General features: G+C 40.2%; 25 protein-coding genes and 1 tRNA gene. 22 read left to right on the forward strand and 4 right to left on the reverse strand.

Features of this window, described 5'->3' with window-relative positions:
- Window positions 1-45: 45 nt before the first annotated feature.
- The gene (locus ACWIUE_RS05880; protein ID WP_454135705.1) at window positions 46-321 is read right to left on the reverse strand and encodes a hypothetical protein; all 276 of its coding nucleotides are present in this window, start codon (window positions 319-321) and stop codon (window positions 46-48) included.
- Between ACWIUE_RS05880 and ACWIUE_RS05885 the strand changes: the two genes are divergently transcribed.
- The gene (locus tag ACWIUE_RS05885) at window positions 305-2464 is read left to right on the forward strand and encodes a sulfatase-like hydrolase/transferase (RefSeq protein ID WP_454135707.1); all 2160 of its coding nucleotides are present in this window, start codon (window positions 305-307) and stop codon (window positions 2462-2464) included. The two genes, ACWIUE_RS05880 and ACWIUE_RS05885, sit on opposite strands and share 17 nt — an antisense overlap.
- Before the next feature lie 222 nt (window positions 2465-2686).
- On the opposite strand, the gene ACWIUE_RS05890 is transcribed toward ACWIUE_RS05885, so the two are convergent.
- Both ACWIUE_RS05890 and ACWIUE_RS05895 read right to left on the reverse strand, forming a co-directional pair.
- Window positions 2687-2777: transfer RNA gene (locus ACWIUE_RS05890), tRNA-Ser, on the reverse strand.
- Window positions 2738-2917, reverse strand: a complete 180-nt coding sequence (locus tag ACWIUE_RS05895; protein WP_454135708.1) for a hypothetical protein — start codon at window positions 2915-2917, stop codon at window positions 2738-2740. Before ACWIUE_RS05895 ends, ACWIUE_RS05890 begins: the two co-directional genes overlap by 40 nt.
- A gap of 77 nt (window positions 2918-2994) precedes the next feature.
- Between ACWIUE_RS05895 and pta the strand changes: the two genes are divergently transcribed.
- The 14 genes from pta (at window position 2995) to ACWIUE_RS05965 (ending at window position 17461) form a co-directional block, all read left to right on the forward strand.
- On the forward strand, window positions 2995-3996 hold the full coding sequence (pta, locus tag ACWIUE_RS05900; protein ID WP_454135709.1) for a phosphate acetyltransferase: 1002 nt from the start codon (window positions 2995-2997) through the stop codon (window positions 3994-3996).
- Between the two features lie 21 nt (window positions 3997-4017).
- The gene (locus ACWIUE_RS05905) at window positions 4018-5217 is read left to right on the forward strand and encodes an acetate kinase (RefSeq protein WP_454135710.1); all 1200 of its coding nucleotides are present in this window, start codon (window positions 4018-4020) and stop codon (window positions 5215-5217) included.
- A gap of 255 nt (window positions 5218-5472) precedes the next feature.
- Window positions 5473-6462, forward strand: coding sequence for a hypothetical protein (locus ACWIUE_RS05910; RefSeq protein ID WP_454135712.1), 990 nt, complete (start codon window positions 5473-5475; stop codon window positions 6460-6462).
- A 93-nt stretch (window positions 6463-6555) separates the two neighbouring features.
- Window positions 6556-6861: a hypothetical protein gene (locus ACWIUE_RS05915; RefSeq protein WP_454135713.1), complete on the forward strand. Its 306-nt coding sequence runs from the start codon at window positions 6556-6558 to the stop codon at window positions 6859-6861.
- Window positions 6858-6968, forward strand: a complete 111-nt coding sequence (locus ACWIUE_RS05920) for an LpxL/LpxP family acyltransferase (protein WP_454135715.1) — start codon at window positions 6858-6860, stop codon at window positions 6966-6968. Before ACWIUE_RS05915 ends, ACWIUE_RS05920 begins: the two co-directional genes overlap by 4 nt.
- A 59-nt stretch (window positions 6969-7027) precedes the next feature.
- A complete protein-coding gene (gene dnaJ / locus ACWIUE_RS05925) occupies window positions 7028-8152 on the forward strand; it encodes a molecular chaperone DnaJ (RefSeq protein WP_454135717.1) in 1125 nt (374 codons plus the stop codon).
- A gap of 38 nt (window positions 8153-8190) precedes the next feature.
- Window positions 8191-9960: a M3 family oligoendopeptidase gene (locus tag ACWIUE_RS05930; protein ID WP_454135719.1), complete on the forward strand. Its 1770-nt coding sequence runs from the start codon at window positions 8191-8193 to the stop codon at window positions 9958-9960.
- Window positions 9957-10640: a DUF5644 domain-containing protein gene (locus ACWIUE_RS05935; RefSeq protein WP_454135721.1), complete on the forward strand. Its 684-nt coding sequence runs from the start codon at window positions 9957-9959 to the stop codon at window positions 10638-10640. Before ACWIUE_RS05930 ends, ACWIUE_RS05935 begins: the two co-directional genes overlap by 4 nt.
- Entirely contained in the window at window positions 10640-11416 is a 777-nt protein-coding gene (locus ACWIUE_RS05940; protein ID WP_454135723.1) for an HdrB C-terminal domain-containing protein, read from the forward strand. The genes ACWIUE_RS05935 and ACWIUE_RS05940 overlap by 1 nt, the downstream gene beginning before the upstream one ends.
- 10 nt (window positions 11417-11426) lie before the next feature.
- Window positions 11427-11675, forward strand: a complete 249-nt coding sequence (locus ACWIUE_RS05945) for a hypothetical protein (RefSeq protein WP_454135725.1) — start codon at window positions 11427-11429, stop codon at window positions 11673-11675.
- Between the two features lie 11 nt (window positions 11676-11686).
- Window positions 11687-12577 carry a TerB family tellurite resistance protein gene (locus tag ACWIUE_RS05950; protein WP_454135727.1) on the forward strand — a complete coding sequence of 297 codons (891 nt, stop codon included), beginning with the start codon at window positions 11687-11689 and terminating at the stop codon, window positions 12575-12577.
- Between the two features lie 49 nt (window positions 12578-12626).
- Window positions 12627-13055: a hypothetical protein gene (locus tag ACWIUE_RS05955; RefSeq protein WP_454135728.1), complete on the forward strand. Its 429-nt coding sequence runs from the start codon at window positions 12627-12629 to the stop codon at window positions 13053-13055.
- A gap of 31 nt (window positions 13056-13086) precedes the next feature.
- On the forward strand, window positions 13087-15666 hold the full coding sequence (locus ACWIUE_RS05960; protein WP_454135730.1) for a heavy metal translocating P-type ATPase: 2580 nt from the start codon (window positions 13087-13089) through the stop codon (window positions 15664-15666).
- Between the two features lie 43 nt (window positions 15667-15709).
- Entirely contained in the window at window positions 15710-17461 is a 1752-nt protein-coding gene (locus ACWIUE_RS05965; protein WP_454135731.1) for a hypothetical protein, read from the forward strand.
- An 85-nt stretch (window positions 17462-17546) separates the two neighbouring features.
- Here the strand turns inward: ACWIUE_RS05965 and ACWIUE_RS05970 are convergent, their stop codons facing one another.
- Entirely contained in the window at window positions 17547-17705 is a 159-nt protein-coding gene (locus tag ACWIUE_RS05970) for a hypothetical protein (protein ID WP_454135733.1), read from the reverse strand.
- A 74-nt stretch (window positions 17706-17779) separates the two neighbouring features.
- On the opposite strand from ACWIUE_RS05970, the gene ACWIUE_RS05975 reads away from it, so the two are divergent.
- The 7 genes from ACWIUE_RS05975 (at window position 17780) to ACWIUE_RS06005 (ending at window position 22995) form a co-directional block, all read left to right on the forward strand.
- A complete protein-coding gene (locus ACWIUE_RS05975) occupies window positions 17780-18259 on the forward strand; it encodes a hypothetical protein (protein ID WP_454135734.1) in 480 nt (159 codons plus the stop codon).
- Window positions 18198-18380, forward strand: coding sequence for a hypothetical protein (locus ACWIUE_RS05980; RefSeq protein WP_454135736.1), 183 nt, complete (start codon window positions 18198-18200; stop codon window positions 18378-18380). The genes ACWIUE_RS05975 and ACWIUE_RS05980 overlap by 62 nt, the downstream gene beginning before the upstream one ends.
- Before the next feature lie 85 nt (window positions 18381-18465).
- The gene (locus ACWIUE_RS05985; RefSeq protein ID WP_454135737.1) at window positions 18466-19386 is read left to right on the forward strand and encodes an outer membrane beta-barrel protein; all 921 of its coding nucleotides are present in this window, start codon (window positions 18466-18468) and stop codon (window positions 19384-19386) included.
- A gap of 11 nt (window positions 19387-19397) precedes the next feature.
- Entirely contained in the window at window positions 19398-20246 is an 849-nt protein-coding gene (locus ACWIUE_RS05990; protein WP_454135738.1) for an outer membrane beta-barrel protein, read from the forward strand.
- Between the two features lie 180 nt (window positions 20247-20426).
- Window positions 20427-20849, forward strand: a complete 423-nt coding sequence (rplM, locus tag ACWIUE_RS05995) for a 50S ribosomal protein L13 (protein WP_454135739.1) — start codon at window positions 20427-20429, stop codon at window positions 20847-20849.
- 14 nt (window positions 20850-20863) lie between these two features.
- Entirely contained in the window at window positions 20864-21253 is a 390-nt protein-coding gene (gene rpsI, locus ACWIUE_RS06000) for a 30S ribosomal protein S9 (RefSeq protein WP_454135741.1), read from the forward strand.
- Window positions 21254-21564: 311 nt separating this feature from the next.
- Window positions 21565-22995, forward strand: a complete 1431-nt coding sequence (locus ACWIUE_RS06005) for a hypothetical protein (RefSeq protein WP_454135743.1) — start codon at window positions 21565-21567, stop codon at window positions 22993-22995.
- Window positions 22996-23245: the final 250 nt, after the last annotated feature.

Below are 23245 nucleotides of genomic sequence, written 5' to 3' on the forward strand. Positions count from 1 at the left end.
AAAAGGATTTTGCAAATGAGATTTTTTAGATTTTCGATGAGATTTTCAAAGAGATTTTTGATGAAACGCCACGAGAGAGAGAGAGAGAGAGAGAGAGAGAGAGCGGCGCGGTGCGCTAGATAAGGCAGATTCTGCGAATTTTGCAAAAAATGCAGAATCTAATTGCAAAAATAACGCAGATTCTGCGCTAGATTCTGCGAAAACTTCAAATTTTACACGAGATTCTGCGAATCGCACAAAATCCGCAGAATCTAAAATAAAATTTACCCACCCCCTAACCCCCTCCGCAAGGGAGGGGGAAGTTTTGGAATTGCCCTTCACAAGGGATGGGGAAGTTTTAAGCGAAACTTCCGCATTAGATTCTGCAAATCAAACAAAAAACGCAGAATCTAATCGCAAAAATAACGCGGATTCTGCGCTAGATTCTGCGAAAACTTCAAATTTTACACGAGATTCTGCGAATCGCACGAAATCCGCAGAATCTAATACAAAAAATCCCCAAAATCCCGCAGATTCTGCAAATTTCGCAGAATCTCCCACAAATCCCACAAATCCCCCAAATCCCAAATTTCCCAAATTCCCACGCAATCTAATTCGCGCGATTTTCCCATCGCACGGCGATTTTAGCGACAAAGACTACAAAACTTACCGCGATATTTCCATCTTTGCGATTTTAAATATTTGCTTTTTAATCTGCGTTTTCTCGCCATTTGCGCTGTATGCAAGCGATGTGACGCAGTTTGACGCCACGCAGACGACCTCGACTTTATGCGCGCTAGCGGGATTTTTCATCCTAACAAGCGGGATTTTCATCTACGCCACGAGTTTTTTCTACAAAACAAGACTTTTGAAACTCGGCACATTCGCATTTTGCGTGGTTTTAAGCATTGGGTTTATTTATTGTTTTGTGTTAGATTTTAATGTGATGACGGGTGAAAGTTATAGCGAGATTGATAATTTCACCTTTAAAAATCCGCATAATTTATCCGCACCGCAGGGGAAATTCGTGGATTTGGCAATCGGCATTTTATCGTGCGTGGTGGCGATGGTGCTGTTAAGATTTAGGCAAATTACTCTTGTGATTTTTAGGGTATTTTTTATTAGTTTTGTCGCTGTGGGCGGTATTTATTGCTATAAAATCATAAAAGATACGCACAATTTAGATTCTGCAAAAATCGCAGAATCTAACTCCAAAAATCCCGCAGATTCTGCGAATTTACCCGCATATCACGGACAACTCACTGCTTTTAGTAAAGATGATTTAAATGTGCTAATTTTGCTTTTTGATGGATTTAGCGGGTCGCATTTGAAGTATATTTTTGAGCAATTCCCCGAGTTTGAGAGGGAATTTAGCGGATTTACTTACTATCCAAATACACTTAGCGTGGATGGGCATACCACGCGGACGGCGCACACGATTTTAAGCGGACACGCACTTGCGCCATATGCAAACAAAGAAAAGTCTTTGGAGCAGTATGCAAAAAGTGCCAAAAATGCCTTGATTGAGAGTTATAGGCAATTTGCAAAGGCGGGATTTGAAGTGAGTAGTTTTGGAATGCCATATTTGCAAAACGCAGATTCTGCGCCAAAAATCCACATTTATGAATATGGCGATGATTATTTTGAGAGTTACAAAAATGCGTATAATTTAGATGACTTAGTGCAGAATCTCCGCGCAAAAAATCGCCCCATTGGCGAGATGATTTCGATGGGATTATTTTATTTTGCGCCATATTCTTTTCGTGTGCGTATTTATAGGTACTTTGAGTTTGGGAACTATTCGTGGATTTTTGGTAGTAAAGTGCAAATTGGCGGATTTATAAATGGACTTAAAAATGCTTCGCAACTACCGATGATTGCGGAGAATCTAAACACAAACGCCACGCAAAAAACGCTAAAATACATCCATACAATGCATACGCATTATCCTTTTTCGCTGGATTCTGCGGATTGTGCGCCAAAGTTTAATGCCCCTTCGCAACTTCCAGCGCAGTTTCGCGCATTTGTGGCGAATCCAAATCATTATGATAATGAAATTTGCGCGATAAAAGAAACTATTAAAATTTTGCACTTTTTAAAGGCGGAAAAAATCTATGGTAACACGATGATTGCGCTAGTTAGCGACCATAGTTATAATGACATAATTGAGCATAATATGCCTAAAAAATCGCTTGGAAATAATCCAAATCCGCTTTTGATGATAAAGCATTTTAATGCGAATGGCGCGCTAAAAACGGATATGCGACTAATGAGTAATGCCGATGTTTATGGGATTTTATGCGATAAATTAAATGCGTGCGATGAAAAAAATATCTTGCAAAATTATCCCAAAAATCGCAAAATCATTCACACGCTAAATATCCACTGGACGCAGAAGGCGCAGAGAAATGATGGATTGATTTTTGAAAAAGTGTGGGAAGTTGAAGATGTGTTAGATACAAGCAAATGGAAGGAAATCAAGTAGTATTCGCAGAATCTGCGGTAGATTCTGCGAGATTTTGCTATTGTAAATTGTGAAAAGTTGAATTTAGATTTGATTTGCGAAAAATTTGAAGTTTTAAATTTATGGCGGACATTGAGGGATTCGAACCCCACGCGTGAAAATGTCTTAATGATTATGATTTTAGATTCGGCTGTGAAAAATTTGATTTTAAATTTGTTTTGTAAAAAAGTTGAAGTTTAAAAATGGCGGACAGGGAGGGATTCGAACCCTCGGTAATCTTGCGACTACGCGTCCTTAGCAGGGACGTGGTTTAAGCCAACTCACCCACCGGTCCATCAAAATCTCGCCACAATTCGCAGAATCTAGCACTTGCGACAAGTTTGCATTTGCATTAAAAAAGCGAAATTGTAGCAAAATATTTTGAAATTTCGCTAATTTTTGCGTAAATTTTACATTTTGCGAAAATTTTGCCAAAAATTCGCCTTGATTCTGCGAAATATTAAAATTTTGTTAGTTATTATTTTGCCACTTTAAAGAAAAAGGAGCGACAGATGGAATTTATCGATGAGATTAAGGATAAGGCGCGAAAATATCAAAAGGCAATCGTTTTGCCCGAAACTGATGATATTCGCGTGATTGAAGCGGCGGCAAAGGTACTAAATGACGGCTTTGCAAAAATCATTTTGCTTGGAGATGAAAGCAAAGTGCGCAAAAAAGCCACAGGATTTGACATTAGCAAGGCGGAGATTATAAATCCTGCCACTTCTTCGCTTTTGCCAAAATATGTGGATTTGCTAGTTGAACTTCGCGCACACAAGGGAATGACAAAGGAAAAGGCGGTGGATTTGCTAACAAATAATCCGCTTTATTTTGGCGCGGCTTTGGTGCGCGATAAAAAGGCGGATGGAATGGTAGCTGGGTCGCTATCCCCAACTGCTGATGTGCTTCGCGCGGCACTTCAAATCGTAGGCACACAAAGCGGGGTGAAAGTCGTATCCACATTTATGCTAATGGTGCTAAAAGATTCGCCACTTGGCTACCAGCACAAGTTTGGCGGGATTTTTGGCTTTGCGGATTGTGCGCTTATCCAAAATCCAAATGAAAATGAACTCGCGCAAATCGCAATTTCTAGCGCAAAAACTTTTCATAGCCTAACGGGCGGTGTGCCAAAAGTCGCGCTTTTAAGCCACTCAACTTATGGTAGTGCAAAGCACGAAAAAGTCGATAAAGTGCTTCGTGCGCTTCATATCGCAAAGGAAAATGACGCGAATCTACTGATAGATGGCGAGTTGCAACTTGATGCGGCAATCATTGAATCCGTAGGCAAGGCAAAAGCACCGCATTCAAAAATCGCAGGAAGCGCGAATGTGCTGATTTTCCCAGATATTGACGCAGGAAATATCGGCTATAAGCTAGTGCAACGATTCGCACACGCAGACGCCTATGGTCCTATCACGCAAGGTTTGGCGCAACCGATAAATGACTTATCACGCGGGTGTAGCGCAGATGATATTGTCGGCACGATTGCGATTACGGCGTTACAATCGCTATAAATTCAACAAAAGGGAGAAAAAATGAAAGTTTTGGTAATAAATTGCGGTAGCTCATCGCTCAAATATCGATTGATAGATATGGAAAATAGCGAGGTTTTGGCAGATGGAATGTGTGATAGGATTTATTTAGAAGGTAGCGTGCTAAAATACAAGGTGCGCGGACAGAAAATCGAGCGTCAAATGCCTATGCCAGACCATAAAAGCGCGATAAAATATGTCTTTGATATTTTGGCAGATAAAGAATGTGGCGTGGTTGAATCGCTTGATGAAATTGAGGCAATAGGACATCGAATCGTGCACGGAGGCGAGTTTTTCTTTAACTCCGTTTTAGTCACTGATGATGTCATTGCAAAAATTGAGGCGTGTAGCGATTTAGCCCCGCTTCACAATCCCGCGCATTTGATGGGTTTGCGAGGGTGCAGAGAGCTAATGCCAAACACGCCTATGGTGTGCGTGTTTGATACTTCATTTCACCAAAGTATGCCACCCCGCGCGTATCTTTACGCATTGCCTTATGAGTGGTATGAGAAATACAAAGTCCGCAAATACGGCTTTCACGGCACAAGTCATAAGTTTGTAAGCAAGCGCACGGCGGAATTTTTGGGATTAGATATAAATAACTCCAAAATTATCACTTGCCATTTAGGCAATGGAAGCTCGCTCTGCGCGGTTCAAAACGGCAAGAGCGTTGATACAAGTATGGGGCTTTCGCCTTTGGAGGGAATCGCTATGGGGACGCGTAGCGGGGATTTAGACCCTGCGGTGCTTCAATATATCGCAAAAAAGGAAAATCTAAACATTGATGAGATTTTAAATGTGCTAAACAAAAAAAGTGGCGTGCTTGGAATCTCAAAGCTATCAAGCGATTTTAGAGACTTACTTGCCGCAGAAGGCAGTGGCAACGAGCTTGCCGCACTTGCAAGGCGCGTATTTGCCTACCGCGTGGCAAAATACATAGGCTCATATATGGCAGCGATGAATGGCGTAGATGCGATTGCATTTTGCGCTGGGGTGGGCGAAAATGCCGTGTATATTCGCGGACTAATCGTGGAGCATTTGGGATTTTTGGGAGTGCAACTAGATATCGGCGTAAATGTCGCCACCATCGGCAAAGAAGCGTTAATCTCTACGGCGGACTCAAAAGTCAAAGTCTGCGTAATCCCCACAAATGAAGAGCTAGTAATCGCGCAGGATACTTATGAGATTGTGTCGAAGTTGTAGGATTTTTTATTAGATTCTGCGAATTTATAGATTCTGCGTTTAGATTCTGCGATTTTAGGCGAAAAACGCAGAATCTGCTTTTAAAAAATCCCAAAATTCTGCATTTTTTTCACAAAAATTCACAAAAAATCACAAAAAATCACAAAAATTCAAAAAAAATCAAAAATTTTCAAAATTTCTCATATTTTTCAGCGAAATTTAAGGTTGGGGGGGGGCAAAATTCGTTTTTAGAAATTTTAATTTAAAGGATTGATTATGAATGATGGATTGTTAGCATTGCTTGGATTTTTACTTGTATTGCTTGTGATTGCGTATCTAGTGGCACTTGTTGTCTCGTGGTGGAAAATCTTTAAAAAAGGTGGCGAAGAGGGCTGGGCGGCAATCGTGCCATTTTACAATGCCTATATTTTAGGCAAAGTCGCAGGTGGCGTTGGCTTTGGCGTGGGCTTTCTTGTGGTGGTAATGATTCAATTTTTTGGCATTATTATGGGGCTAGTCGTAATGATTATCACAGATGAAGAAAGAGCTTATGATATTATATATTTTCTTTTTGCCTTGCCATTTTTGATTATGCGTCTTGTTTTGGCATTTAAATTAGGTGGAAAATTTGGCTGTGGCGTGGGGATTAGATTCTTACTTGCCATTCCACATATAAATTTGATAGCATTTCTATATCTTGCATTTAGTAAGAATTGTATTTATAGTGAGCAACCAAAAGAGGCGTCTGTGGGGTTATTTATAGTTCTTTTATTCATACCATTGCTTTTTGTGTTCTTAATACTTACGGCAGTTGCCGTGCCTAGATTTACAGCAGATAGGACAGATGGGCAAGTGGCAACCGCTAGAAGCGACTTAGCGTCCGCGCAAAAGGCGATTGTAGCAAAAGTCTTTGCGGATAATATTGATGTAAATAAACGCAAAGCACCAAATGGCAAAGATTGGGGCGAGTGGATTATGGAAATTGCAGAACTTGATGAAAGCAGGTGGAAAGCGGGAAATAATGGCATTTACGCCATCGGCACGGACGAAAAAGGCAAGAAGCGCAAACTATGCAAAGATATAAGCGGACTGCCCGCGCTGTGGATAAATCCCCGCGATGGCAATATGCACTTTAACCCTAGCAGATTGAGCGATGATTATGACAAAGATGACTTTTGTAGCGCTTTGCGTATGAGCTATGCAAGCAGCGGAGGCAATGGCGATAAAATCATCCCACTTGCTTCTACGGGCGTTATTGAGTTTTAGCAACCTTGTCATTCTCGCGCGAATGCGAAGTGTAAAGCGAAGAATCTCTTTTTTTAAATTTTTGAGATATTTCGACTTTTTCAAAGTCTCAATATGACAAAATTTATTTCGCACGATTCGCAGAATCTGCCAAAAATTTGCGAGATTCTACGCCAAGATTCTGCGAAAATATGCAAGATTCGCAGAATCTGCCAAAAATTCGCGAGATTCTGCGAAAATCAAACAAATTCCGCAGAATCTAGCATTATTTTCAAAATAAAATCGCAGAATCTACCCCTTAAAACAATCTTTTCTGCTATAATTTCGCATTTTTGCAACTCTGTAAATGAAAGGTTAAAAATTTTGGACTACACAAATGCTTTGATGAAAAAATCACGCTGGCGGATATTTTGGCAATGACACAGGCGCAAAGCGACTTTACAGAGCGCATAATCCGTGAGAAACCAGATGAGTGGTTTTGGTTTCATAGGCGATTCAAAGGAAAATATCGTGAGCTTTATGTATAAAATCAGCAATTTTTTGCCACAATTACAATTTTGCAAATTTTAAAGATTCGAGGTAGATTTTGGAAGAATTTGATTATTACGAAGTGCTTGAAATACAGAAAACAAGCGACAAAGAGATTATAAAAAAGGCTTATCGCAAACTTGCCCTAAAATATCACCCCGATAGAAATGAGGGCGACAAGGACGCGGAGGAAAAATTTAAGCAAATAAATGAAGCCTATCAAGTGCTTAGCGATGATAGCAAACGCGAGATTTATGACAAATACGGCAAGGCAGGGCTAGAAAACAGCGGATTTAGCGGTTTTAGCGGGAAAGATTTTGGCGATATTTTTGGCGACATTGGCTCTATATTTGAGAGCGTTTTTGGGAGCGGATTTGGCGGTGGATTTGGCGCAAATCGGAGGCAAAGTGGCTTTGAATCGGACTTTGCCATTGCGCTAAATTTGAGTTTCAAAGAAGCCGTCTTTGGTTGCAAAAAAGAAATCAAAAATTCATATAGAGCGTATTGCGAGGAATGCAAAGGCAGTGGCGCAAAATCAAAAGAGCAATGTGGCGCGTGTAAAGGGCAGGGCAAGGTTTATACGCGCAGTGGCTTTATGACTTTTGCGCAAACTTGTCCAAAATGCGGTGGATTAGGCGAAATCATCAAAGATAAATGCCCCAAATGCAATGGCAAAAAATTCACGAAATTAGAGGAAAAATTCACCATTGAAATCCCAGAAGGCATCGATACAGACAATCGAATCCGCGCTTCAAATCACGGACACAAGCTACCAAGCGGGGAGCGCGGGGATTTATACATTATCATTGATGTGAGCGAAGATTCGCATTTCATTCGGCACGGAAGCGATATTTACATAGAAATCCCCGTGTTTTTTACAAATATTATTTTGGGTGGAAGCATAAAAGTGCCTAGTTTGCGGGGCGAATTAGAGCTAAAAATCCCGCCAAATGCCAAAGACAAAGAACAATTTGTTTTCAAAAATGAGGGCGTAAAAAGCCTAAATAGTAGCCAAAAAGGGCGATTTATCGTCCAAATCAAAATCACTTATCCAAGTGAAAAACTCACAGCAGAGCAACGCAAAATCGCAGAGGATTTGCATAAATCTTTTGGGCTAAAAAGTGAGCCACACAAGGGGATTTTGGATAGTTGTTTGGATAAAATCAAAGAATGGTTAGAATGAGTTAGATTCTGCTATAATTTGCAAAAATGGAGTAAAGAATGAATAAAGAAAATATCGATGTGTGGGACTTAAAACCGCTTTTTAAAAGCACAAAAGAAGTAGATAGATTTGCAAAAGATTTAAAGATTCGCGCACAAAATTTTGAAAAAAAATATAGTGGCAATATTGCAAAAATAAACGATATTGATAGCGTTATGCGCGAGTATGAGGGGATTTGCGAGGGATTAGCGCGAATCGCCACTTATGCGTTTTTGCTTTTTGCAAAGGACACCAAAAACGGCGGAATCTACGCAAAATACGAGCTTGTCGTAAATGAAATTCAAAGCATTGTCATATTTTTTGAAGTGGAATTTGCTGAGCTATCAAAAAATAGCGATAAAATCGCCAAAAATCTAATCGCCCAAAGCAAAAATTACAAATATTATCTCTCCAAAATTTTCGCACAAAAAAAGCACTCTTTAAGCAAGGCAGAGGAAAAAATCATCTTAAAACTCTCCCCTGTGGGCGCAAATGCGTTTAGCAGACTTTTTGATGAGCATATTAGCAAAATGCGTTTTAAGCTAGATTCACAAGAATTGAGCGAAGAAGAGATTTTATCCAAGCTACACGACAAAAGCCGTGCAGTGCGAAAAAGCGCGCAAAAAGCGATGACAAAAAATCTCAAAAAATCCGCGCATATTTTAAGCTACATTATAAATATTATCAAAAAAGATACGGAGATTTCGCGCGAATTGCGGGGCTATGAGCTAAGCGAATCCTTTCGCCACATTGATAATCAAATCTCCCAAAAAAGCGTGGATTCGATGATAAAGATTGTCGAATCAAATTTCGCGCTAGTTCATCGCTATTATCGCCTAAAATCGCGCCTTTTAGGCATAAAAAAGCTAAAAGATTTTGATAGATACGCACCGCTAAACTTTGAATCAAACGCCAAAATCCCTTATGCAGAGGCAAAAGATTTGGTTTTGCAAACTTATGCTGATTTTAGCCCTACATTTGGCAAAATCGCAGAATCTGCATTCAAAAATGGATGGGTAGATTCGCACCCAAGCAATGATAAAAGAGGCGGGGCATTTTCGCACGGCGCGACACCACACGCGCACCCTTTTGTGCTACTAAACTACACAGGCGGGAGGCGCGATATTTTCACTATCGCACACGAATTTGGACACGCGATTCACCAAGAGTTAAGCAAAAGCGTGGGTTATTTGAATATGGACACACCGCTTACAACGGCGGAAACGGCGAGTGTTTTTGGCGAAATGTTGCTTTTTGATAAAATGAAGCAAAAATTGAGTGGCAAAGAGCTAACCGCCATTTATGCAGGGAAAATTGAGGATATTTTCTCCACGCTTTTTAGGCAAGTGGTGATGACAAATTTTGAGCGCAAGATTCATTCAAAAAGCGATGAATTAAGCGTTGAATCTTTAAGCGAAATTTGGCAGAGCGAAAATGCAAAAATGTTTGGCGATTCACTAAAACTCACCAAAAATTACGCGCTTTGGTGGAGCTATATCCCACACTTTATTCACTCGCCATTTTACTGCTACGCATACTCTTATGGGCAGCTTTTGAGTTTGGCACTCTTTGGACTTTACAAAAAAGACAAAAAATCATTTGTCCCCAAATACACGGCGTTTTTGTCCGCTGGTGGTTCAAAATCGCCCAAAGATTTGGTAAAAATTTTTGGCTTTGATATTGAAGATTCTGCGTTTTGGAGGATTGGGATAAATGAAGTTAAAAGTCTTTTAAACGAATTTGAATCGTGCTGTGGCGCAGAATCTAATAAAAAAGGGGGAGCAAAATGAGATTTGAAATAAGCGTATTTCGATTTGACGCGAAATTCGATTACAACGAGCATTATGAGCGCGTGAAAATTGACATTGATGAAAATTTGAGTCTAAAAGATTTGATGAAAGAGATTGAAAAAACGCTAGAAAATTTCACTTATGACAAAGAATCCTTTGGCTTTCGCATAAATGGTAAAGCGATTTTTAGCAATGTGAAATTAGCAGAGATTCACGCGCATTTTGGGGCGAATCTTGCGATAGATTCGCTATGTCAAAAATACGCGCTAAAAGATTTGCTAATCAATAAAGACGAAGTTTTCGCGCTTTATGCCCCGCAATTAGAAAAATTTGCGTTTTTGAATGTCGAATCAAAAAGCGAATTTAAAAAATACATTTTGATAAATCTCATTTCGCCTTTGGATTTGCGCGATTATGTGGGCGATGGGTGGGCGTTGTTTGTGAAATGGATGGCGTTGCATTACCAAGATAATGCGACAGAATTATTTGAATCGATTTTTGATTTTGAGCGCGGGATTATAAATCACATCGCTACAAAAGATTTGATTTATCCGCCTGATAAAAGCATTGATGATGAGATTGAAAGTTTGCAAAGAGAGCTTTTTAGCGCGAATCTGCCCTATATTAGCAAGCTAAAAAAGGCAAACGCCCAAAAATACAGCATTATAAAGGATATTTGATGAATCTAATCTATCATTATTATGATAATTTATCGCTGATTTCATCAGCAATCGCGCTATTTAAGCGACTTGATATTGAAGCGGTGGATAGTGAAAAGTTTGAATTTTATGGGGGCAATTATTTGCTAAATGAAAAGCGGTTTTTTGTCGCAAACGCTTATAATATCGCGCTATCAAAGGGACGAGATTTGCTTATTTTAGAAGATGACGCATTCAAAAATATCACATTTTCTAAAAATAGAATTGATGAAAACCCAAATCTTTACAGCGCGGTTGAAGGCGAGTTAGCGCGATTTAAATTGCAATATAGCCAAGATACGAAAATATCGCATTTGGCAAATCTTTTGGGCGAATCTTGCGATAAGATTCGCGCAAATCTTAAAAGCGATTTGAGCGATTTTAGCGTGGCGGTTTTGGGGAGCGATTCTGCGTTTTGCGCGAATTTGGAAAAGATTTTAAATGCGCTAAAAATTAAGATAAATTTTATTGAAACAAGCGATATTTTTTCTCTGCCAAATAGGGATTTAGCGCACAAATACGGCGCGAAATACTTTGAAAATGCGCTAGATTCTGCGAGTGATTTCATCATCGCGCAATCGATGAGTGTATTTGAGATGTTTGACAAAGAGCGCAAATCTTTGACGCGAATCGCAAACCGCAATTTAGGCGATATGCCCGTGCTGTTTTTGCCACAGCTTTTGCTTTTGGCATTTGGTGAGCGCAATGAGAGCGCGCTAAATTTTCGCTACCACAAATTCGCGCCAGATTTTTTGTAAAGAGATACTGATGAAGTTTGCGCTAAAAGTCGCACTATCAATAATCGTAATCGCCATTTGGCAGGTAATTAGTGGCGATTTGATGATGGCGTGCATTTTGGGCGCATTTGTCTTTGCAATCCTTTGCATTTCGCCAAAGAGAGATTCTGCGCTTGAAGAAAGCGAGGCGTTTAAAGAGATGGTGCGGGAGAAAAACGAGCAAAAATTATCATTAGAAGAAAAGCGCATTTTAGAGAAAAAAGAGCAAAACCAAAAATAAAAGGACGAAAAATGGAGATTTTACTTTTAATTATCGCAGGGGGCGTGCTTTATATGCTTTATAATAGTTTTAGCGACTATATGAAAAATCCATATAACCCAATGCAAAGCAAGGATTTAGGCGAGAGTTTTAGAAGTGAGTATAAGCCAGAGGATAGCCCCTATGAGATGATAACCGATGAGGATAAAATCAAAAAGGGCGAGTTTGGGATTTTGACGCAGATTTTGGCAAATGTAGCGCGGAGCGATGGCGAAGTGTGTGCGTTAGAGCGCGAACTCATCAAAGATATGCTAGATGATATGGCAGATGAAATCAATCAATACAAAGATTATAAAGACGCGCGGGGCGGTTTGCAAAGCATTTTTGATAATGCAAGTGATGATTTGGACGCTTTGGCGAGTGCCTTTGTGGAGGCGACAAAGGGCGAGTATAAAAAGCGAGTTAAAGTCGTGGAGTTTTTGTTTGCTTTGGCTTATGCGGATGGGATTTTATCAGAGGCGGAGAGGGAGAAAATCATCGATGTGGCGGCGATTTTTGAGCTAAATAATGATGATTTTAATAAAATCTATGATGACTTTGAGGCGAAATTCGCGCAAGGCGCAGTGGCAATGTCAAAGAAAAAGGCGATGGAGGTGCTTGGACTAAATGCAAATTTTACTCGCACAGATTTAGAAAACGCCTACCACAGCGCGATAAAGGCAAAAAAGCAAAATATTTTTAAGAGTTTAAATAAGCAATTTGATAATGAGATTTTACGAGAAATAGATAGTGCGTATAAGGTTTTAGGCGAATCGCTCGTAGATTCTGCGAAAATCGCAGAATCTAGCGCAGATTCGAGCGTAGATTCAAGTGGCAAAATCGCAGAATCTAGCGTAGATTCTGCGAAATCAAATGCAAAATAACGCAGATTTTAGGATATAATGCTAAAAATTTTTGCGTAAAGGACTTAAAATGGTAGCGGTAAATAAAAGCACACGGATTTTGATTGACAATTTTATCAGCACTTGTTTTGCGAACATTTCTAGCGAAAATAGAGAGAAAATCAAAGAGGGCGTGGTAGAAATCGCCGATTCGATTTTAGAGCAAAGCAACAAAGACACAAAAAACTTGGATAATTTCGCCACAAAAGGCGACATTATGGCTTTAAAAGAGGATATTATGGCTGTTAAAGAAGATATTATGGCTGTCAAAGAGGACATTGTGTCTATAAAAGAAGATATTGTTGCGTTAAAAGGCGATATGAATCAAAGATTTGATGGCGTATATAAAAGATTTGATGGCATAAAATACGACCTATTAAAGTGGATTATCGCAATACAAGTCGCCTTTGGTGCTTTGGTGGTGGGCGCAGTTACTCTTGCGCTGTATGTTTTTAAGTAATTTTTTACACCAATAAGATTCGTAACTTTCAATGAAATCCTGCTCTCACTGCCATTTGAAGTATGAAAAATCCGCGCTTTTTAAAAAAGTCATAAATGGCAAGGTAGAATATTTCTGTTGTCGCGGGTGCGAGGGCGTTTTCACGCTTTTGGGCGAATGCAATTTAGGCGAATTTTATAATAAAATCGGCGCAACCACGCTCACTCCGCCAAAAGAGCCACTCAACGATGATTTAGCAAAATTTGATAGCGAATCTTATGCAAAAAAATATATTAAGATTTTGGGGCGCAAAGATTCGCGTAGTGATTCGCACAAAAATTCCCAAGATTCGCACGAATCAAAGCCCGATTCGCATAATAAATCACAACCACAACTTTGCGAAGTCTCCCTCATCATTGAGGGCATTCACTGCATTGCGTGTGTGTGGCTAAATCAAAAGATTTTAAACGCTACACAGGGCATTATCAGCGCGGATATAAATTTCACAAACAACAAAGCAAAAATTATTTTTGATAAAAATCAAATCCCACTAAGCGCGATTATCGCTAAAATTCGCGCAATCGGCTATGATGCGCAAGGCTATGACCCAAAAATGCTAGAAAATATCAACGCAAAAGAGCGCAAAAGCTACTACACGCGAATGATTGTGGGCATTTTTTGCACGATGAATATTATGTGGATTGCGGTGGCGCAGTATAGCGGGTATTTTTTGGGTATGGAGCGGGATATTAAGGACATTTTAAATTTGGCGGGATTCGCCCTAGCCACGCCCACGCTGTTTTTTTCGGGCTTTATATTTTTCCGCAGTGGCTATTTTGGGCTAAAAAATGGCTTTATAAATATGGACTTGCTTGTCGCCACAGGCGCGACTTTGGCGTATATTTATTCGATTTATGCCGCGCTTTCGCATAGTGGCGAGACTTATTTTGAAAGCGTTACGATGATTATCACTTTTGTGCTAATCGGTAAATTTTTGGAGATTACCACCAAAAAAAGCGCGGGGGACAGCATTGATAGGCTAAATCTAAGTGTGCCTACGATTGTAAGCGTATGCGAATCGGCGGACTTTGAGAGAAGCGCACTAAAAACAATTAGCCCCGAAGAAGTGCAAATAGGCGACATTATCCAAGTAAAAGCTGGCGAAAAAATCGCAATCGATGGCATTTTGCTATCCCCAAGCGCGACAATCGACAGCTCAATGCTTACAGGCGAATCAGCGTTAGAATCCAAAACCCAAAACGCCCCGCTAATTTCAGGCTCTATAAATTTGGAGCGGACAATTTTTTATCGTGCCACGCGGATTTTTGAAGATTCAACGCTAAATAATATCATAAATTTGATTCAGGACTCAATCACAAAAAAGCCCACCATTGAGACAAAGGCAAATGCGATTTCTTATCATTTTAGCGCGTTTGTGTTGCTTTGTGCGGTGGCGACATTTGCGTTTTGGGCGTGGAGTTCGGGCAGTTTTGAAAAGGCGATGATTGTCGCAGTCAGCGTGATAATCATCGCTTGTCCCTGCGCTCTTGCCCTTGCTACACCGATTGCTACGATTATCGGCATCACAGAGGCTTACAAGCGCAAATTGCTTTTCAAAGAGGCGCGGTTTTTGGAGAGTTTTGCCAAAAGCGATTGCATTGTGTTTGACAAAACGGGGACGCTCACTTTTGGCAAGCCAAAAGTCGTGGGCGAAGTGAAATTGCGTGAATATGAAGTGCTAATCTTGCGTGATTTTGTGCTTTTAAATACGCACCCGATAAGCAAAGGAATCGCAGAATTTTTAGGCGAATCTATCGAATCTAATCACGAATCTAAAAGCGATTTTGGGCGCAAATCCAAAAGCGCAATTACTGATTTTAAGCAAATCTCCCAAAAAGGCATAAGCGCGAAATGTGGCGATTTGGAGCTTTTGGGCGGAAGCGAATCCTTTATGCGCGAATATGGCGTGAGATTTGCGGATTTGGATTTAATGGACAAATCTAATTCAAGCAAATTTTATTACGCAATCAACGGCGAATTAGTGGCGATTTTTGATTTGAAAGATAGGCTAAAAAATGGCGCAAAAGAGGCGATTGCAGAGTTTCAATCACAAGGATTTCGCGTGGTGATTTTAAGTGGCGATAGATTCGCAGTGGTGAAATCAATCGCAGATTCGCTAAAAATCGCCGAATTTTACGCCGAACAATCCCCAATCGATAAAAGCGCATTTATCGACAAACTCCGCGCACAAGGGCACAAAGTCGTAATGATAGGCGATGGCATAAATGACGCAATCGCGCTAAACAAAAGCGACATAGCCATTTCTATGGGCGCGGGGAGCGATGTGGCAATCGAATCAAGCGATATTGTTTTGCTTGATGATAGTCTGCAAAGTTTGCGATTAGCGCACAAAATCGCGCTAAAAACCTACGCCACGATTAAGCAAAACATAAAAATTAGCATAATTTACAATCTACTTACAATCCCCATTGCGATGGCAGGGCTTATAATCCCGCTCTTTGCGGCGATTAGTATGAGTTTTAGCTCGATATTAGTCGTCCTAAATTCGCTAAAAATCAAGCGAAACGCAGAATCTACAATGAAATCTCTGCAAGATTCTGCGAAAATTTAATATTTTTACGCAATAATGCGTTTTATTTTTGCGGAGGTGGGAAATGAAAAGATTGTTATTTATGCTGATTGCGGGGGGGGGGGATTTTATAAATTCGCAGATTCTGCGAATCGCACGAAAATCGCAGAATCTCACGCGTTTTTCGCAGAATCTAGTATATTTTGTCATTTTGAGCGAAACGAAAAATCTCACACAAAATTCGCAGAATCTTGGAGCAGATTCTGCTAATTTTTCGTCATTGCGAGGCGCACGAAGCGAAGCGAGTGCAACGAAGCAATCCAAACCTGCGCCATTATTGCAAGATTCTGCGATTTGCCCAAAAATTGCCCAATCCACCGCAGATTCTGCGTTTCAAAGAATCAAACGCACTTCGAATTTAGATTCTGCAAAAATTACATTACCTCATATTTTGCTTTTTATTATTTTGTTCTCACGGGGGGGGGGATTTTGCTTATTAAATGCGATTGAGTTGAGTGTCGCTTGCGAAATCAATGGTGGAAATTGCGATATTAAAAAGCCCTATGATTTAATCACCAATCACACCCATTTCACGCTAGGCAGTGGCACTAGCATAAATCTCGCGGAGAACGGCAATGAGAAAGGAATCATAGCAACTTTTATCAATTACAACACGATTGATACTTACATCACATTTAACAAAGGTGCGATTAAAAATCTCATCAATTATGGCGCAATGCAGGGGATTTCCGTGAGTTATAACGACCACAGCAATCAAATGGTTACCATTCAAAATTTCGGCACGATAAATCCGCTTGAAGGCAAATATCATTTTAAAAGCGTCAATCTCACGCTACAAAATTATGCGATAAAAATCACGGAAGATTCTGCGAAATTTAACGCATTTAGCGGGACTTCAAATGGCACAAACGGCACAATCGATAATTCGCATTTGGTGCTACAAAATGGCAGTGTGAAATTTGCCGAAAATGGGAAGTTGATTTTGGACTTTGGGGAAAATTTCGAGTTTGGCAGTGGATATTTGTTTGAAAAATTAGTCGTTGATAAAAGTGGCGCAAATAAGCTAGGCGTGGATATTTCGCACCTAACTACGAAAGATGACATTTTTGAAATCTCGCAAAGTGGGAAGCATTTTATCATCACTCCAAAACCGCAAAATACTTTGATTAGCGCGACTTTTAGGACAAACCTCCGCACGATGAATAATCTTTCTTTATTGCTAAACTCGCAAATTTTCCCACGCAAATTTGGCAAATCGCAGAATCTAACGCAAACTCCGCAAAATTCACAAACCCCGCAAAAACGCACGATTCGCAGAATTAAAAAAGTTTCGTCATTGCGAGGCGCAGAATCTAACGCACAATTTTCGTCATTGCGAGAATCTGTGTTAGCAGATTCGTGGCAATCCATAATAAACGCAAATGAATACGCAAATCTAAACAATTCAAGTGATTCGTGGATTGCTTCGGTCGCTTCGCTCCCTCGCAATGACGAGTTTATGGCAGATTCTGCAATTTTAAAACAAAACGAAACATTTTTCTACAAAAACGCAGAATCTACCGCACAATTTCCGTCATTGCGAGAATCTGCGTTAGCAGATTCGTGGCAATCCACAAACACAAATAAATATGCAAATCCAAATGATTCAAGTGATTCGTGGATTGCTTCGGTTGCTTCGCTCCCTCGCAATGACGAGTTTAGGGCAGATTCTGCGCTTCTCAAACAAAACGAAACCTTTTTCTACAAAAACGCAGAATCTAATGCGAAAATTACCCACCCACTTAATCCCCCTCCGCAAGGGAGGGGGAGAAAATGAGAAACACACCGCAAGGGGAGGGGAAGAATTTTTTAAGATTCTTCGCTTCGCGCGTTGCGCTTCGCTCAAAATAACAAAAAACGCACTAGATTCTACGAATTGCAGAAGCTCGCCTCCACTTGTCATATTGAGACTTTGAAAAAGTCGAAATATCTCTATTTTTGAGATTCTTCGCTTCGCGCGTTGCGCTACGCTCAGAATGACAATTTAAATTAGATTCTACGATTTTCACGCGATTCGCCAAATCTACCCCGCCAAATTCGCCGAATCTAAATGTATTTTTTGCTACAATCCACGCATTTAAAATAAAGGCGCAAAATGGACAAAAAATTCAACCTAAACTTCATCGATTTATACAAATACAGCTTCATCGATAGGATTTTCATTCGCCTGCAAACCCGCGCACTAGGGAGCAAAATCGAGCGATTATTCACGCTTCTCCCTGCACTAATCAACTCAAATCCAAACGACAAACATAAAGCAATCGAGCGCACAAAAGCGTATTTGTTAGATACAATCGCCCCCAAAAATCTCGCGCTAAAAGTCTATGACAGGGTGATTTTGCGCCTTTTGGATTACAAGGCGGATAACAATCTTTTTATCCAAGATAGGCAAAGGGCGTTTGATATTCTCACACAGGACATTCAGCTTTATGGCTTGGTGGAGCGGATTTTGAGCGATGCAAGTAAGCGCGAAATGTTTGAAGAAATCATCAAAAAGCAGTTTGACGCCCAATATGAGATTGATAGCGAAGGGCGCAATATTTTGCAATTTCAAGAGCGACATTATAAAAGTTAAATCGCAGAATCTACGCGAGATTCTGCGAAAAATATTAGATTCTGCGACTCGCACGCAAATTTTTATTAAATTCGCAGAATCTGCGCTAGATTCTGCGCCAAAATCAAACAAAATCAAATAAAATCAAAAATCCTAAAATTGTCAATAAAATGTTAATTTTATGATATAATCCGCTTTGATAACTTCATTAAAAAGGGACTTTTAAAATGACTGCAAGATGCGATACACGCGATAAATTACGCGACAAAATAAAATCCGCAAAATTACTTTTTGCCATACTCGTGCTGGGGGGGGGCTTAACAAGTAATGCGATAGACGCCAAAGAGCCATCAAATTGGATTTTTGGCTTTGGCATTGGCGCGGGATTAAGCCAAATTGATGAAATCTACCCCGATTCTGCGAATAATAAAATCGGTGTCACTTGGAAAGATTGGACGCCGGTGGATAATTCTAGCATTAAGGATTGGGGCGTCACTTGGGAGTTTTTGGCGGGGTATAAGCATTGGTTGAATGATTGGGTAGGATTTCGCTACTACGCAAATGTCGGCGCACAGCACTACAAGCACGAGATTTTCACAAGCGGAAATGTCAAAGCCGGCATTATCGAATACACCGCAAACGCGGACTTGCTCTTAAATTTTTACACAAGCGAATTTTGGAGCTTTGGGATTTTGGGCGGATTTGGCGTGGGTGGGGCGTATTTTGACTCACCTGCGTTAGATAATTATCGCAAAAGATGGAGCAAGGAAAGTCCAAATTTTTCAAACGAGCGATACAAAAACATAGGGCAGACGAAAAATCATCATTTAAGCGCGTCTTTATCCGCAGGAATGCGCTTTAACTTCTTTCAAAAAATCCGCAAAGTCGCACAAAAAACTTGTGGCGATGTGGAAAATGGACGGCGCACTTGTCGCGTGCCAATCTCATATTTAGAGCATAGCGTGGAGTTTAATGCGAAATTCCCAATGCTAACTTATCATCCGACTGACCCGGGCGATGTGATTGGCGCGTATTGCACGGATAAAGATACTAATCTCACAGGGCAGTATAAGTGCCTTTGGAAGCGTCCGGGATATGAAGTGAAAAATCCCTACAAACTCACACTGCGCTATATTTTCGCATTTTAAGGGGGTGGAAAATGAAATATATAACTTTACTTAAAATCACGCTAATCGCATTTCTAATCCCCGCCTTTGCAAAAGAGCCGACAAACATAATGCTTGGCGTGGGCTTTGGCGCGGGGGAAAGCGAGATAGAGATAACGCACTCGCAAGTCATAAATGACCCGATATTAAATTACGGCAACAGCACGCCAAGATGGCCCTCTCAGCAAAATAAAAATCCTAGCTCGTGGGCGTTTGCGTGGGAATTTCTGCTAGGGTATAAGCATTTTATAAACGACTTTGTGGGATTTCGCTATTATGGAAATTTAGGCATTCAGCACTACACGCCACTTTCGCTAAACTCAAAAGAGCAAAAAATCGGCTTTGTGGATTATACGCTAAATGCGGATTTGCTAATTGACTTTTGGGAGAGCGAGTTTATTGCGGTGGGGATTTTTGGTGGAATGGGATTTGGCGGGACGAGCTTTGATAAAAAGGCAATCGCGCAATATATGGCGGTTTATAATGTGAATTCCGCGCGTCCCATCGGACTAGCGGATGTGAAACGGCACTTTTTTAATGTCAATGCAAATGTGGGTGCGAGGGTGACATTTTTCCAAAAAGTGCGGCAGGTAGAAAAGCGTGCGTGCGATAAATATAAAGACGGCAAACGCACCTGCCGTGTGCCGATTTATTATATCGGGCATAGCGTGGAGCTAAATGCGAAATTTCCGCTATTAGACTATCAAGCGACGCCTTGGGCGGATATCATCATTCAAGGCAGTGCAAATGGCGGAAATAATAATCAAACTCTCGCCTCCCGCCCCGGCTACAAAGTGAAAAATCCATATCGAATCACTTTGCGCTATGTGGTGGATTTTTAGCGATTTTTGGCAAAAGCGCGAGATTCTGCGAGATTCTGCGAAAATTGTGGATTTTTGTGCGAGATTCTGCGAAATCGCAGAATCTTGTTAAACCTAAATTTTTGCTTAAATTCAGCAAAATTTAAGTTTCATTCACTACAATTTCGCTTTTTTAATAAATCAAAATTTAAAGGTTTAAATATGACTACGATGGCTAAAAATGGCAATGTCAAGCGCGAATGGATTGTGCTTGATGCCAAAGATGAGGTTTTTGGACGGCTTGTAACGAAGGTGGCGACTTATTTGCGCGGTAAGCATAAGCCAATCTACACGCCACACATTGATTGCGGGGATTTTGTGGTGATTATCAACGCGGGGCAGGTGAAATTTAGCGGTTTGAAGTTAGAATCAAAAGAGTATTTCACGCACAGCGGGTATTTTGGCAGCACAAAGTCCAAAACTCTCGCAGAGATGGTAGAAAAGCACCCTGAAAAGCTATTTCGTCTCGCAGTGCGCGGAATGCTCCCAAAGACAAAACTCGGCAAGGCGATGATTAAAAAGCTAAAAGTATATAATGGCGCGGAACACCCGCACACAGCGCAAGTTTCAGCAAAGAAAAAATAAAAGGGAGTTAAAATATGTCAAAAATTTATGCGACAGGCAAAAGAAAAAGCGCGATAGCAAAAGTTTGGATTAGAAGTGGCAAGGGGCGTTTGAGCGTGAATGGCAAAAGCCTTGATGAGTGGCTAGGCGGACACGAAGCGATAAAAATGAAAGTTATGCAACCGCTTGTGCTTACAAAGCAAGAAAAAAGCGTGGATATTATCGCAATCACCTTTGGTGGCGGATATAACGCACAGGCGGAAGCTCTGCGACACGGCATTTCAAAGGCTTTGAATTTGTATGATACGAGTTTCAGGGCGATTTTGAAACCAAATGGGCTTTTGACACGCGATTCGCGCGTGGTAGAGCGCAAAAAATACGGCAAACGCAAAGCGCGTAGAAGCCCACAATTCTCAAAACGATAGTTTCCTGTAAAACGATAAAAATTTGCTTTTTAGATTCTGCGAATCGCAGAATCTAACATAAAAAATACAAAAATCGCAGAATCCGCCACAAATCCGTCATTGCGAGGCACGAAGTGCCGAAGCAATCCACATATTTTGCCATTGCGAGATTTTGCGAAAAAATATTAGATTCTGCGAATTTGTATAATTTTTATGCTACAATTTCGCCTTTTAAATTTTATTAAATTTTAGCAAAATAGGAAAAATAAAAATGCCACAGCACTATAAATCCCCCCCCCCAAGCGAGTTTTTATAAAAATCTAGCGCAGATTTTGATTTTTGCCTTTATTTTTTGCGCTTGTAGTAGTAATCAACCGCAATATGTAGATTCGCGGGATTATATTAGTTTTGGGATAGATGCGCACGATATTGACGATAAAATTACCGAAATAACACATTCATTTTTAAATTCACATTTTTTAAAAAATATCAAAGAACCAAAATATCAAAAAGATAGACTTGGCGTAGTGGTTGCTGATATTGAAAATCACACAGATGAGGACATTAACACTACGCTATTTAGGCAAAAACTCGTGCAAAAACTCATCAATCATAAAAAATTTAGAATTTTAAGTTCTTTTGAAGGCAGAAACAAAAAGATAGAAAAGGCAATAGGAGATGTTCGCAAATTGCGTGATGATAGCGAATACAATCAATACACCACGATAGAAAAAGGCAATTTAGATTCGCCACTATATTATCTCACAGGCGAAATCTCGCAAACAAGTAAGGTTATAGATGATAAAAAGATTGTAAATTATTTCTTTTCATTTGAATTGATAAATTTGCAAAATGGAGAATTGGTTTGGAGCGATACAAAGACTTTTAGCAAAGAGTCCAAAAACGATGAATCTACAAGCGATGAATCTACTAGCGGTTCTATGGATTTTTATTCTGCTAATTTCCCAAATGAGCCACAATATAATTACACGCAAAGCTATGATGATGATTCGGATTCGTGGGAGGATGTAAAGGAATTTTTTAGTTTTGGGGCAGATGGGCGCAATCACTTTATTTTGGGCTTTGATGGTGGGATTTTAAATATGGGTGGCAAGATAAATATTGCGCCTATTGACTTTACAATTATAGATAAATGGAACGGAACTTATCCTACCACTACAATCACACCACACACTTTATACGCTAATGATTCGTTATATTCATATCCATTAACCGCTCGTGTAGGATATTTGCGTGATTTTGGCGATAATTGGGCTTTTGGGCTAAATTTTATTTATAGTTATATGATTGCTAGTGTTGGTAAATATAATATAAAAACCACTGCTAGTTCTACGGATATAGATATGATAGAGCCTACTTTTAAATTGCAACGAATCGGTGGTGAAGTAGAAATATACTATAAATTCAAAGATATACCACAACATTGGGGAGGTGGTGATATTTATATGTATTTGGGCGGCGGAGCAATGAAAGATTTAGGTTCAAAAGTAAAAATAACACTCGAAGCAACACGCTGGAGTAGCTACACAGACATATCCATAAACACCACAGGACAGAAACGATTATCACTAGAACAAAAAATCGATTCGTGGTATCCCATAGTGAAACTTGGTTTGATTTGGTATTTTAATGATTATATAGGTTTAAGTTATGAACTAAATTGTAGCTGGGCTTTGGGCGAATCTAGCTCCGTTAGCTCGGGATTTGGCTGGGGTGTTTTGGGACTGCGCGTGAAAATCTAAAATTTGGTTTTGATAGATTCGCGTAAAGTAAGCGATTCTCACACGATTCAAAAGTCGCTGAAATAGATTGCTTCGTTGCACTCGCTTTGCTCGTGCGCCTCGCAATGACGGAGATATTTCGACTTTTTCAAAGTCTCAATAATTTACCGCTAGATTCTGCGAATCGTAGAATCTAAAAAGTTCTCCCCCTCCCTTGCGGAGGGGGATTAAGGGGGTGGGTATTTTTCGCATTAGATTCTGCGATTCGCAG

The organism is Helicobacter sp. 23-1045, assembly GCF_053654655.1.

Bases quoted from the DNA above. Each gene is read 5' to 3' on its own strand.
- pta (WP_454135709.1), top strand. From the start codon at position 2,995: ATGGAATTTATCGATGAGATTAAGGATAAGGCGCGAAAATATCAAAAG.
- ACWIUE_RS05905 (WP_454135710.1), top strand. From the start codon at position 4,018: ATGAAAGTTTTGGTAATAAATTGCGGTAGCTCATCGCTCAAATATCGA.
- ACWIUE_RS05910 (WP_454135712.1), top strand. From the start codon at position 5,473: ATGAATGATGGATTGTTAGCATTGCTTGGATTTTTACTTGTATTGCTT.
- ACWIUE_RS05915 (WP_454135713.1), top strand. From the start codon at position 6,556: ATGACAAAATTTATTTCGCACGATTCGCAGAATCTGCCAAAAATTTGC.
- ACWIUE_RS05920 (WP_454135715.1), top strand. From the start codon at position 6,858: ATGACACAGGCGCAAAGCGACTTTACAGAGCGCATAATCCGTGAGAAA.
- ACWIUE_RS05930 (WP_454135719.1), top strand. From the start codon at position 8,191: ATGAATAAAGAAAATATCGATGTGTGGGACTTAAAACCGCTTTTTAAA.
- ACWIUE_RS05935 (WP_454135721.1), top strand. From the start codon at position 9,957: ATGAGATTTGAAATAAGCGTATTTCGATTTGACGCGAAATTCGATTAC.
- ACWIUE_RS05940 (WP_454135723.1), top strand. From the start codon at position 10,640: ATGAATCTAATCTATCATTATTATGATAATTTATCGCTGATTTCATCA.
- ACWIUE_RS05945 (WP_454135725.1), top strand. From the start codon at position 11,427: ATGAAGTTTGCGCTAAAAGTCGCACTATCAATAATCGTAATCGCCATT.
- ACWIUE_RS05950 (WP_454135727.1), top strand. From the start codon at position 11,687: ATGGAGATTTTACTTTTAATTATCGCAGGGGGCGTGCTTTATATGCTT.
- ACWIUE_RS05955 (WP_454135728.1), top strand. From the start codon at position 12,627: ATGGTAGCGGTAAATAAAAGCACACGGATTTTGATTGACAATTTTATC.
- ACWIUE_RS05960 (WP_454135730.1), top strand. From the start codon at position 13,087: ATGAAATCCTGCTCTCACTGCCATTTGAAGTATGAAAAATCCGCGCTT.
- ACWIUE_RS05965 (WP_454135731.1), top strand. From the start codon at position 15,710: ATGAAAAGATTGTTATTTATGCTGATTGCGGGGGGGGGGGATTTTATA.
- ACWIUE_RS05975 (WP_454135734.1), top strand. From the start codon at position 17,780: ATGGACAAAAAATTCAACCTAAACTTCATCGATTTATACAAATACAGC.
- ACWIUE_RS05980 (WP_454135736.1), top strand. From the start codon at position 18,198: ATGAGATTGATAGCGAAGGGCGCAATATTTTGCAATTTCAAGAGCGAC.
- ACWIUE_RS05985 (WP_454135737.1), top strand. From the start codon at position 18,466: ATGACTGCAAGATGCGATACACGCGATAAATTACGCGACAAAATAAAA.
- ACWIUE_RS05990 (WP_454135738.1), top strand. From the start codon at position 19,398: ATGAAATATATAACTTTACTTAAAATCACGCTAATCGCATTTCTAATC.
- rplM (WP_454135739.1), top strand. From the start codon at position 20,427: ATGACTACGATGGCTAAAAATGGCAATGTCAAGCGCGAATGGATTGTG.
- rpsI (WP_454135741.1), top strand. From the start codon at position 20,864: ATGTCAAAAATTTATGCGACAGGCAAAAGAAAAAGCGCGATAGCAAAA.